The following is an 11,933-nucleotide window of genomic DNA, read 5'->3' on the forward strand; positions in this document are numbered from 1 at the left end:
CTCGACATCGTCGAGCTGGTCATGGCGTTCGAAGAAGAGTTCGGTGTGGAAATCCCCGACGATGCGGCTGAGAAGATCAGCACCGTTGGCGATGCCACCAAGTATATCGAAGAGCACAAGGGCTAACCCCCCAATGCTCTTGCGGCGGCATTTGTCCGCCGCCATTTGCAGGCCCGACCCGGTAAGCGGGCCGGGCCTGTGCTGCTTTTGGAGAAGTTTATGCGCCGCGTTGTCGTAACAGGACTTGGCCTAGTCACCCCGCTGGGCGGTGACGTCGAAACCTCTTGGTCGAACCTTATCGCAGGCAAAAGCGGGGCCGGGCCGATCACCCGGTTCGATGCGTCCAACCAGAAGGCTACGATTGCCTGCGAGGTAAAGGGCAAGGACCATGAGTGGGGATTCGATCCCGACAAGCGCGTCGATCCCAAGGTGCAGCGCCAGGTCGATACCTTCATCGTGTATGGCCTCGATGCGGCAGGCCAAGCGATCGAGGATGCCGGGCTGACCGAAATGGACCAGGCCACCAAGGAGCGTACCGGTGTTTCCATCGGTGCGGGTATCGGCGGCCTGCCAGGGATCGAATACGAATCGGTCAACCTGCATGAGCGTGGCCCCGGCAGGGTCAGCCCCCATTTCGTCCATGGGCGGATCATCAACCTCGTCAGCGGGCAGGTCTCCATACGGTATGGCCTGATGGGCCCCAATCATGCGGTGGTGACCGCATGTTCTACCGGGGCGCATTCCATCGGCGACGCAGCGCGCATGATCCGCGACGACGATGCCGACATCATGCTGGCGGGTGGTTCGGAATCGACCATCAACCCGCTCGGTATCGCAGGCTTCGCCCAGGCCCGCGCGCTAAACACCGGGTTCAACGATCGGCCCGAACAGGCCAGCCGCCCCTATGATCGCAATCGCGAAGGCTTCGTGCTGGGCGAGGGCGCGGGCGTGGTGGTGCTGGAAGAGTACGAGCATGCCAAGGCACGCGGTGCCAAGATTTACGCCGAAGTCGTTGGCTACGGCCTGTCGGGCGATGCGTATCACGTCACTGCGCCGCACCCCGAGGGCAAGGGTGCCGAACTTTCGATGAAAATGGCGCTGCGCAAGGCGGGACTGGAGCCCTCCGACATTGATTATATCAACGCACACGGCACCAGCACGATGGCCGACACCATCGAACTCGCCGCCGCCAAGCGGGTTTTCGGTGACGACCTGGGCGGTGCGTCGATGTCCAGCACGAAGTCTGCCATCGGGCACCTGCTGGGCGGCGCCGGAGCGGTCGAGAGCATTTTCTGCATCCTCGCCATTCGGGACCAGATCGTGCCGCCGACGCTCAATCTCGACGATCCCGACGATGGGACGGAAGGCGTCGACCTCGTGCCGCACGAGGCGAAGAAGCGCGAAGTGCAGGCAGTGCTCAACAACAGCTTCGGCTTTGGCGGCACGAATGCCAGCCTCGTCATGCGGAAGATCGACTAGTGATCCGCGCTTTCGTTGCACTGGTGCTGGTCGCCATCGCGCTTGCCGGCGGCTGGTTCGCTTGGGGCTGGTACGGCGACGGGCCTTCTCGCGAAGACACGTCGTTTATTGTCCGCTCGGGCTCCACGCTGACATCGGTTGCAGGGCAACTGGAAGGGAACGGCATGATCGGCAGTCAGGATGCCTTCCTGCTGCGGGCGAAGATTCTCGGCAGCGGCGATCCGATCAAAGCGGGCGAATTCCTGCTACCCGGCGGGGCCAGCCCGGCAACCATCCTCGATACCTTGCAGCATGGCGAGGTTATCCGTCGTTTCGTGACGATCCCGGAGGGGATGCCTTCGATCCTCGTTTACGAGACACTGATGGCGGAAGATCTGCTGTCCGGCGAAATTCCGGTGCCCAAGGAAGGCAGCGTGCTGCCCGATACCTATGACTTCGAGCGAGGAGAGGATCGCGCCGCGGTGCTCGCCCGGATGCAGGCGGCAATGCGCAACTACCTCGCCGAAGCCTGGCCCAAGCGCAAACCGGGCATCGCGGTCGACAATATCGAGGATGCAGTGACCCTCGCTGCCATCGTGGAGAAGGAAACCGGTGTGCCCGAGGAACGGCGCATGGTTGCCGGCCTCTATTCGAACCGGGTCAAGGAAGGCATGCTGCTGCAGGCGGATCCTACGATCATCTATCCGATCACCAAGGGCAAGCCGCTGGGCCGCCGTATCCGCCAGTCCGAGATCGCTGCGGTTAATGGCTACAACACCTATACCCGCGTCGGCCTGCCTACGGGGCCGATCACCAATCCGGGGCGTGAATCGATCGCGGCGGTGCTCGATCCGGCACAGACCGACGCGCTGTTCATGGTTGCCGACGGATCGGGCGGGCACGTGTTTGCCGAGACGTTGGAAGAGCACAACGCGAACGTGGCCGAGTGGTACAAGCTGCGCCGCGAGCGCGGAGAAATGTAGTCACTTGGTCACAAAAAGTGGGCGCTCAGGTTTGGTCTTGGGGTTTTTAGGTTCGGCCAAGTGATAGAAGACAACGCTCCGCTCATCCTCACGGCTCAATTGCCCGACGGATTGCAGGGCTGGGCGACCGAGCTGCGCAAGGCGCATTTCCCGCCAGAGCGCAACTATCTTGCCGCCCATGTCACGCTATTCCACGCGCTGCCGGGTTTCTGCGAGCGGGAGGTAATTCAGCACATGCGGCAGCTTGCCGGGGAGTTTGCGCCGGTCGATGCGCGCATTACGGGCCTCCTGAACCTTGGCGGCGGAACCGCGATCCGGCTGGCAAGCGAAGGAATGCTGCGGCTGCGCGCCATGATTGCCGAGCATTTCCACGGCATGCTGACGCAGCAGGATGCGGGTGGCAAACGGCTCCATATAACGGTGCAGAACAAGGTTTCGAAGCGCGAGGCGCAGGCGCTGCAGACCGAACTTGCGCCGCAGATCGTGGAGAAGCCTTTCGTCTTTCGCGGGCTCGCTCTGCATCGCTACAGGGGCGGGCCGTGGGAAGTGGTGGAAGACGTGAATTTTCGCGGAAAGGCGCGTGCGTAGGAAGCGCTGAACACGCGCCTTGACCGGGCCGCGCGCCCACCGTAAGAGCGCCGCCTGCCGTCGAGCCAAGGGTTCCGGCAGGGCCCCCAAGGCCGAAAACTGGGGCGGAGTAGCTCAGGTGGTTAGAGCAGCGGAATCATAATCCGCGTGTCGGGGGTTCGAGTCCCTCCTCCGCTACCATTCTCGAATCCGCATGGGTTCGCTTGGGGCCGCATGCATCCGCAAAATTCAATTAAAACAGAATGATGTGAGCGATTCGCGTCCGCTTGCGTGCGCTTGCATTCGCTTGAAGCCGGATTTGGTGTGGGGGTATTTTGGGGGTATTTTCCGGGGGTAGCGAAAAGGAGCGATACCCCCAATGGCCTTGAGTGAGATTCAGATCAAAAAAGCGAAGGCGGCAGAGCGCCCATACAAGCTTGCGGATGGGGAGGGTCTATTCCTCCTTGTTCAAAAGAACGGCTCGAAGCTCTGGCGGCTGAAATACCGTTACCACGGTAAGGAGAAGCTGCTTTCTTTCGGCGCCTATCCCGAAGTAGGAATAGCGGCAGCAAGAGAACTCAAGAAAGTTGCCAAAGGTGTGCTGGCTGAGGGCAGGGACCCGATGGTCCACAAACCGGGTCGGGACTTCGAAGAGGCCAAGACCTTCAGGGCGATCGCCACCATGTGGCATCAGAACAGAGCAAGTAGTCTCGATCCCGCGCATGCGAAGCGTGTCTGGTCACGCATGGACCAGGATGTGTTTCCTGACTTGGGCGAGCTCATGATGCATGAGATCACTCCACCAGAAGTGCTAAAGGTCATTCGGAAAATCGAAGAGCGCGGCGCGCTCGACATCAGTCGGCGGGCAAAGCAATGTATTGGACAGGTGTTCCAGTTCGCTATTGCCAGCGGCCTTTGTGATTCCGACCCTACTGCGCATCTTCGCGGGGCACTGAAGCCACGGCCTCGGGTCAAGCATATGGCGAAGCTACCTCTCGCGCAGCTACCCGAGCTGATGATTAAGATCGGGCAATATCAAGAAGAGGGTGAGAGACGCTCCGAGATTACCCGGGCAGCATTGAATTTCGCTCTTCTTACATGGGTGCGGACGAAGGAGCTTCGATTCGCCAAGAAGCACGAGTTCGAAGATATGGGTGGACCTTCACCAGTATGGCGCATTGGCGCTGACCGGATGAAAATGGGCCGCGAGCATATCGTGCCACTGTCGCGACAAGCCGCTTCTCTTGCTCAGGATTTGATCAGCAAGTCCGAAGGTAAATACGTCTTTCCAGGCCAGAAGCCCAAGATGCCGCTCTCAGAGAATACGATGATCTATGGCCTCTATCGGCTCGGTTACCACGGGCGGCAAACTGTTCACGGCTTCAGGGGTCTGGCGAGCACCTGGGCGAATGAGCAGCTTGTCGAGGTCGGCGATCCCCCGATGTGGATCCGTCGATATCATGAAGACTGGGTCGAACTGCAATTGGCACACAGCGAAGAAAACGAAGTTCGCGGAGCATACAATGCTGCCGAATATCTCGCTCCTCGGCGTGCAATGTTGCAGGATTGGGCAGACTTCCTCGACTCCATCGGCGGCAAGCCGCAAAACATTGCGGTCTTGAGGGCCGCTTGACCTGCTCCTAAGCGGACACCTGACCAAGCCATTCGACGCGAAGCCGGTCGAACCCGACGACAATACCCTCTGCGGTAACTTCAAATCCGAAGTCATCGTTTGAGGGTTCATAGTCTTCAAGAACCCAGTGATCACCGGCATCGGTTACAATTGCAGCTCCCCGAGGAAGATGCTCGAGCCGTCCGCTGATCCTTTTCCGATTCGTAGTCATATCGAGCTGTATGCCATCCATCGGTCGATAACGCTCTTCACATATCCAGGCGTTTCCCGATTTTTCGGTATCCCGCCGGCTCGCGACACGGCGCCGGGTCCAGCGTTGTAGGCGGCCAGCGCGAGATGGATCGCACCAAAGCGCTCTAGCATCTGCTTCAGATACCGCGCGCCACCGTCGATGTTCTGAGCCGGATCGTGGCGATTGCTGACACCGAGTTCTCTTGCCGTTCCCGGCATCAGTTGAGCGAGACCAGCGGCGCCAGCCGGACTGATCGCCATCGGGTTGAACCGCGATTCCTGCCAAATCAGGGCCTGAAGCAGTCGAGGCGGTAATTGGTATCGCGCTTCAGCTTGCCGGATGAGTGGCTCGTACAAAGCTTCCTTGAAGCTTCTATCGATATAAGCCTTGCCGCCTTCTGGTTTGGCCAAGTCGATTGCAGTCGGGTTAAAGCCAAGACCTTTGTCGGTTGTAACCTCAACTTTGCTGAGGTCATGGTCGAAGACTTGAAACTCCCGCGCCCGCGCAGACCCGGAAATCGCTATCGCTATCGCAATCGCTAGCGCACCGCAACCGCAGGCCACCAGATACATTCGCATCGCATAACCTTTCACCTTGCCTCGATCTGCAAGAGAACATAAATAGAACAAATAGGTGTAGGAAAACGCTTTTTTGCGTGCTTATCCGAGAGGAGAGAGGGTCGGTTGGAGGGGCAATTGTGAGGCGATGGAGCCGGTATGCCCGTTTCGAATTCAACCCTGTCACGTACCTCGCTTGAGGACACCGCCCGCAAGATCTGCGAAAGCCGGGGCGGCAAGTGGTCCGGCACCAAGGGCATGGCCTGCTGCCCTGCGCATGATGATCGCACGCCGTCACTCGGTGTGTCGCTCGGCCGACAGGCCATCCTCTTCCATTGCTTTGCGGGATGCGATCAGCAGAGCGTGTTGTCTGCATTGGCGCGTGAAGGATTCGAGGCACCGGCGCTTTTTTCAGCTTCTGCGACCACCAACGGCCCCGAACCGACCAGCACCCGCAAACCCTCGGCGGCAGCGCTGAGGATCTGGCGCGATGCACAGCCACTGCGTGCCAGTCCGGCAAAGGAATATCTTGAGAGCCGCGGCATCCTCGCCGCATCTCCAGCGCTCCGCTTCCATCCACGAACGCCGCTTGGTCCAAAAGGACGGACCCGCTTTTTGCCCGCCCTGATCGCGGCAGTCAGCCTCGACGAGGGGCCGGTCGCCGTCCATCGCACGTTCCTTTCGGGCAATACCAAGGCCGCTTTCGACAAGCCGAAACGCGCGCTTGGCGCGCTCGGTGAATCTGCTGTCCGCCTCTTCGCTCCGGCCTCTGGCAAGCTCGGCCTTGCTGAAGGCATTGAAAGCGCAATGTCGGCTTATGCTCTCACCGGTGTCCCCGTCTGGGCGACCCTCGGGAATGAGCGCTTCGGCCTCGTCAGTGTGCCCGAGAGCGTGACCGAGCTTCATCTCTTCGTCGATCACGACGCTGGCGGCGAGCTGGCTGCGTCGCGTGGCCTGTCCGCCTATGCTTGCGATGGACGCACGGTACATGTCCGCAAACCGTCATCACGCGACACCGATTGGAACGACGAACTCACGGCATGGCTGCGCCGCAAGGCGGCGCCGTAGAGGAGAGAGGGCTTCTCGAATTCCTGATCCGGCAGAGGGCGTGTCCCGATGCCTTCATCAGGAGGACGAATTGCCATGTTTCAATCAGACCTGTTTCCCACCGGCGAGCAGTTGCCGTCAATGCCTTTGGCCTACGCTATCGGCACCCGAGTTGCCGAACTACTCGCTTCGGGACGGCATCTTACCCGTGCCGACATTTCCGGGCTGTTCGCCGAAGAGACCGGCACCCCGGACTGGGGAAGCGCCTGGACCATCGATGACTACAACACCGCGGTCGAGATCGGCGCACTGCTCTGGCTTAGGGAGTCCTCATGCATCGATCTGGCAACAAGCGTGCACGAAGCCGACGCGCGGCTCGACTGGCTCGAAGCAGCCTTGCCGCCGCGGCATGTGCGCAGCGAAACACAGGTCGAGCTCCAGCAGTTCTCGACCCCGCCGATGCTGGCTTGGCTGATGGCGAAGGCTGCAGCTTTATGCGCGCAAGACACACTCCTCGAACCATCCGCCGGCAATGGCGCCCTCGCTCTCTGGAGCTCCCTCCAGAATGCTTCGCTGCTCCTCAACGAGATCGATCCGGCAAGACGAGATGGTCTGGCCCACATCTTCCCTTCGGCCACGATCACTGCGCATGACGGGGAACTGATCGCCGACCTGCATCGCGGCCCCATTCCGTCGGTCGTCCTGATGAATCCGCCGTTCGCGCGTAGCCAAGAACGCGGCAAGGATGGCGAGACGGCGCAGCGCCACCTTCGTAGTGCAATCCGGGCCGCGGCCAGTGGCGCAAGGATAGTCGCCATCATGCCCGAAGGCTTCGATGCTTCCACTTTCGCCAAGTCACAGCAAGAAGCGTCGCTGCTCCTCCATGTTCGCTTGCAGCAGATGTTTCGCCGGACAGGGACGGGGATTGCCGTTCGCCTGGTCGTCATCGACAAGACGCCGACTGCGTCTTCGCCCGCAATCAACGGGGATACCTGCGACCTGATCGCGCTCCACGCGCTTGTCACGAAGCTTTCGCCAAGGGCGAATATATCCGCCAACCTCCATCGCCTGCCAGTCGGAAAACCATTGCGCCTCGTTGGCAAGACTTCGAACCAACGCACGCCGGTCCGGCCGTTGGCGCCTTTCGCAGCGACATCAAAAGCCGCAGCGAATGCGATCGACCTCACCTATTCGGTCCTCGCCGAACCCGCGCCGGTGCCCGAACAGACAGGCATCTACCTACCTTACCGGCCAAGCCGAATCGCTTTCGAAGGCGCGCCGGTTCATCCCACCCCACTCGTGGAATCGGTCGCCATGGGGTCGGTTGCGGCTCCGCAGCCGAACGTTAGCCCGCGTCTCCCCGCAAATTGGCAGGCCAATGGCCTCTTGTCCGAAGCGCAATGCGAGACACTGGTCTATGCTGCCCAGGCATTCGCACGCGATCTCCCGGGGCGCTTCAAGGTCAGCCAGGAAGGCACCTCGCTCGAATTGTCGGGGAATGGGCACGCCTACCGACAGGGCTTCTTCCTCGGCGACGGAACCGGAGCGGGCAAGGGACGACAGATCGCCGCAGTCATCATGGATCGCTGGCTCGCAGGCGAGCGCCGCCATGTCTGGATCACCAAGAACGAGGCGCTGCTCGAAGATGCACGCCGCGACTGGGAAGCGCTTGGCGGGCTGCCGCTCGATCTCCAGCCGCTCTCGCGCTGGAAACTCGGCCAGCCCGTCACGATGTCCGAAGGCATTCTCTTCGTCACCTACCCGACGCTGCGCTCGGGGCGCGCCGACGATACGCGGCTCGACCAGATCCTTGCCTGGGCGGGCGAGGATTTCGATGGCGTGATCGCTTTCGACGAAGCCCACGCCATGGCCAATGCGCTCGGGGGCTCTTCACTCCGCGGCAAGGCCAAGGGCTCCGAACAAGGGATGGCGGGCCTCAGGCTGCAGAACCATCTCCCGCGCGCCCGCGTGCTCTATGCTTCTGCCACTGGCGCTTCGGATATTGCCAACCTCGGTTACACTTCCCGCCTCGGCCTTTGGGGACCCGAGACCGCTTTTCCGACCCACGAGGCATTCATGACCGAGATCCGCGCTGGCGGCGTCGCGGCGATGGAGCTCGTCGCCCGTGATCTCAAGGCCCAGGGCCTCTATCTTGCCCGTGCGCTGTCCTTCGCCGGGGTCGAGTACGACATCCTCGAACATAGCCTGACCGAAGCACAGGTACGGATCTACGATGCCTATGCTGATGCCTGGGCGATCATCCACCGCAACCTCGAAGCGGCGCTCGAAGCAACCCGCGTGGTCGACGAGGACAGCGGCGACACGCTCAACCGCAATGCCAAGACTGCGGCGCTATCGATCTTCGAAGGCACCAAGCAGCGCTTCTTTGCCCAGCTCCTGCTTTCGATGAAATTGCCGAGCCTGATCCCCGCGATGGAAGTAGCGCTTGGCGAAGAGCATTCGGTTGTCGTGCAGCTGGTCTCGACCGCCGAGGCCATGCTCGACCGGCGCCTTGCCGACCTTACCGTGGAAGAACGCGAAGCTCTCGATATCGATCTGTCCCCGCGTGAATACGTCATCGACTACCTTACGAAGAGCTTCCCGATACGATTGATGCAGGTCTTCGCCGACGAGGACGGCAATCTTCGCTCCGAGGCGATGAGCGACGGAGAGGGCAATCCCGTTTTCTGCCCGCGCGCAATTGCTGCGCGCGATGCGCTGATCGAACAGCTTTGCGCACTGCCGCCCATCGCCACTGCGCTCGATGCGATTATCGAACATTTCGGAACCGACGCCGTGGCCGAAGTCACGGGCCGGACCCGCAGGCTTGTCCTGGGCCGCGATGGTGAGCAGCGCCTCGAACGGCGTAGCCCCAGCGCCAATGTCGCCGAAGCCCAAAGCTTCATGGAAGGGACCAAGCGCATCCTGGTCTTCTCGGATGCGGGCGGTACGGGGCGTTCCTACCATGCCGACCTCGGCTGCCGGAACCAGCAACGCCGGGTCCATTTCCTGCTCGAGCCGGGCTGGCGCGCCGACAACGCTATCCAGGGTCTCGGTCGTACCAACCGCACCAACCAGGCCTCGGCTCCGCTGTTCCGGCCGGTAACCACCGACGTGAAGGGCGAGCGCCGGTTCATATCGACCATTGCGCGAAGGCTCGACGCATTAGGCGCGCTGACGCGCGGCCAGCGCCAGACCGGCGGACAAAACCTGTTCGACCCGGCAGACAATCTCGAAAGCGACTATGCGCGCGACGCGCTCACCCGATGGTTCCAGCTGCTTTATGACGGCAGGCTCGAAGCCACCACATTCGGCAACTTCGTCGAGCGAACGGGCCTCCGGCTCGAAAGTCCAGATGGTGGACTGACCGACAATCTCCCCACGATCCAACGCTGGCTCAACCGCATTCTTGCGCTGCCGATCGCGCTCCAGAACGCGATCTTCGAGGAGTATCTCGGACTTGTCGAAGCGCGGATCGAAGCTGCGCGCGAGGCCGGAACGCTCGACCAGGGACTGGAAACCGTGAGGGTCGATCATTTTACGGTCCTGGCAGATGAACTCCTGCGCACCGATCCCGTGACCCGAGCCGAGACCCGCCTCGTCTCGCTCGAAGTGACGAGGCACCTTCGGCCTCTGCAATTGCAGCGCCTGGTGCGGATGCACGAGATCGGCAGTCGGCACGCGATCCCGATGCGCAATATGCGGTCAGGCAAGGTCGCGCTGTCGGTTCCAGCCCGTCGCCTCATCGCCGACGACGGGGCCGTGATTGAACGCAGGCGCCTGCTGCGCCCGCTCAAGTCCGCGAACTGGACCCTTGAGGCACTCGCTGAGAGCCACTGGGAGGAAATTGGCGTCTCTGCGTTCACCAGCGCCTGGCGGGCCGAGGAAGAAGAGGCGGCCAAATCACCGGTCACTGAGCGAGTCCATTTCGCTACCGGACTTCTGCTTCCGGTCTGGAAGCGCCTCCCAGGCGATCATGTTCGGGTCACCCGGCTCGTTGCCGAAGATGGTCAGTCGATCATCGGTCGCGAAGTGCTCGATATCGATCTCGCTGCGATCGCCGATACCTTTGGTCTATCCGGGGTTACCGGACCATCGGCAGAACAGATCGGCGCGCTTGTGATTGCCAGCGGCAAACCGCTGGGCCTTGCTAGCCATGATCCACTCACCGTGAAACGCTCGCTGGTCGGCGGCGAACAGCGCCTTGAACTGATCGGCTTCTCCCCCGATCGGCTCGACTGGTACAAGAACAAGGGCTGCTTCACCGAGATCATCCGCTACCGCACGCGGCTGTTCGTCCCGGTGTCGAGAGCCTCGTCGGTCCTCCCCGCGCTTGCCGCCTGATCCTTAGGGCAGACCCCAATCTCAGAATGAGAGTGGAGGGAGCCCTTTGGGCTTGTGGGCCTCGTGATCCTCACCTGCGCCTTCATTCCATCAGGAGAACACCCATGATCCATTCGATTCCCTTGAAGAAGCTCGTCCCGAGCCCGCGCAACGTTCGCAAGTCGAGCGACGTGCTGGCCGACCTCCAGCTGCGGGCAGACATTGCTGCGCGCGGCCTGCTGCAGAACCTCGTCGTGCGCAAAGGAAAGCGCGGCAAATTCGAAGTCGAGGCCGGCGGTCGCCGTCTCGCCGCGCTGCAGGCGCTGGCCGAAGAGGGCACCTTGCCTGACACGCACGAAGTCACCTGCCTCGTGATCGAAGGCGAGGAAAGCGAAGTGCGCGAAGCCAGCCTCGCCGAGAACTTCCAGCGACTCGCGATGAACCCGGCCGACGAGGCGCAGGCCTTCGCCTCCATCATCGAAGCAGGAGCTACGACGGAAGACGTAGCGCGACGCTTCGGCCTCACCGTCCGGTTCGTCGAAGGGCGCCTGCGTTTGGCAAGTCTGGCACCCTGCGTCTTCGAAGCGCTCGCCGAAGGCACGATCACGCTCGACATGGCCAAGGCCTACGGCGCGATCTCCGACGTCGAGCGCCAGGCGCATGTCTATGCCGAGCTGCAGGATGCCTGGTACCAGATCACGCCTGACACGATCCGCCGCATGGTGCTTGATGCCACGGTGCGTGGTTCCGATCCGCGGGCCGTGCTTGTCGGACGCGATGCCTATCTCGCCGCAGGCGGCCGGATTGAGCGCGAACTGTTCGACGATGACGCCAGCGAGAGCTGGATCGATGTCGCGCTGCTCGAAGACCTCGCACACAAGGCCATGGAAGAAGCCGCAGAAAAGGTCGCGATCGAATATGGCCTCGCCTGGGTTCGGCCGACCCTTGGCAACTATGTCAGCCATGACCTTGTCGAAGGTATGAGCCGCTTGCCTTGCGAACCTGCACCGATGACCGAGCAGGAAACGCAGGAGCTCGGCGAGCTTGAGGCCGATTACGACCGCGTCGCCGCCGTGCTCGAAGATGAAGACAGCGACGAAGATGAGGTCGCCAAGGCCGAACAGGAACTCGTG

At 61.7% G+C, this 11,933-nt stretch carries 10 protein-coding genes and 1 tRNA gene; 9 read left to right on the plus strand and 2 right to left on the minus strand.

Annotated features, from left to right (window positions below; translation table 11 throughout):
- From ACEQXE_RS06825 to ACEQXE_RS06850, 6 genes are all read left to right on the plus strand, one after another.
- On the plus strand, positions 1-126 hold a 126-nt coding region (locus ACEQXE_RS06825), incomplete at its 5' end, for an acyl carrier protein (protein ID WP_370178194.1).
- Between the two features lie 93 nt (positions 127-219).
- Entirely contained in the window at positions 220-1,479 is a 1,260-nt protein-coding gene (gene fabF, locus ACEQXE_RS06830; RefSeq protein WP_370178189.1) for a beta-ketoacyl-ACP synthase II, read from the plus strand.
- Positions 1,479-2,441, plus strand: coding sequence for an endolytic transglycosylase MltG (gene mltG, locus ACEQXE_RS06835; protein WP_370178190.1), 963 nt, complete (start codon positions 1,479-1,481; stop codon positions 2,439-2,441). Before fabF ends, mltG begins: the two co-directional genes overlap by 1 nt.
- Before the next feature lie 60 nt (positions 2,442-2,501).
- Positions 2,502-3,029 carry a 2'-5' RNA ligase family protein gene (locus tag ACEQXE_RS06840; protein ID WP_370178191.1) on the plus strand — a complete coding sequence of 176 codons (528 nt, stop codon included), beginning with the start codon at positions 2,502-2,504 and terminating at the stop codon, positions 3,027-3,029.
- Between the two features lie 103 nt (positions 3,030-3,132).
- A tRNA-Met gene (locus ACEQXE_RS06845) sits at positions 3,133-3,209 on the plus strand.
- 178 nt (positions 3,210-3,387) lie between these two features.
- Positions 3,388-4,641 (plus strand): integrase arm-type DNA-binding domain-containing protein, encoded by a 1,254-nt coding sequence (locus ACEQXE_RS06850; RefSeq protein WP_011413769.1) that lies wholly within the window; start codon positions 3,388-3,390, stop codon positions 4,639-4,641.
- Between the two features lie 7 nt (positions 4,642-4,648).
- Here ACEQXE_RS06850 and ACEQXE_RS06855 read toward each other — a convergent pair whose 3' ends face one another.
- Positions 4,649-4,873 carry a DUF5818 domain-containing protein gene (locus ACEQXE_RS06855; protein ID WP_192895895.1) on the minus strand — a complete coding sequence of 75 codons (225 nt, stop codon included), beginning with the start codon at positions 4,871-4,873 and terminating at the stop codon, positions 4,649-4,651.
- Entirely contained in the window at positions 4,849-5,445 is a 597-nt protein-coding gene (locus ACEQXE_RS06860) for a lytic transglycosylase domain-containing protein (protein WP_011413770.1), read from the minus strand. Before ACEQXE_RS06860 ends, ACEQXE_RS06855 begins: the two co-directional genes overlap by 25 nt.
- Before the next feature lie 144 nt (positions 5,446-5,589).
- On the opposite strand from ACEQXE_RS06860, the gene ACEQXE_RS06865 reads away from it, so the two are divergent.
- The 3 genes from ACEQXE_RS06865 to ACEQXE_RS06875 form a co-directional block, all read left to right on the plus strand.
- On the plus strand, positions 5,590-6,498 hold the full coding sequence (locus ACEQXE_RS06865; protein ID WP_011413771.1) for a toprim domain-containing protein: 909 nt from the start codon (positions 5,590-5,592) through the stop codon (positions 6,496-6,498).
- A 75-nt stretch (positions 6,499-6,573) separates the two neighbouring features.
- Complete coding sequence (locus tag ACEQXE_RS06870) at positions 6,574-10,821, plus strand: strawberry notch-like NTP hydrolase domain-containing protein (RefSeq protein WP_370178192.1); 4,248 nt, start codon at positions 6,574-6,576, stop codon at positions 10,819-10,821.
- A gap of 104 nt (positions 10,822-10,925) precedes the next feature.
- Positions 10,926-11,933 (plus strand): ParB/RepB/Spo0J family partition protein (locus ACEQXE_RS06875; protein WP_370178193.1); only part of this gene is annotated, 1,008 nt, incomplete at its 3' end.

Source organism: Alteriqipengyuania sp. (assembly GCF_964222115.1).
Lineage (GTDB): Bacteria > Pseudomonadota > Alphaproteobacteria > Sphingomonadales > Sphingomonadaceae > Alteriqipengyuania.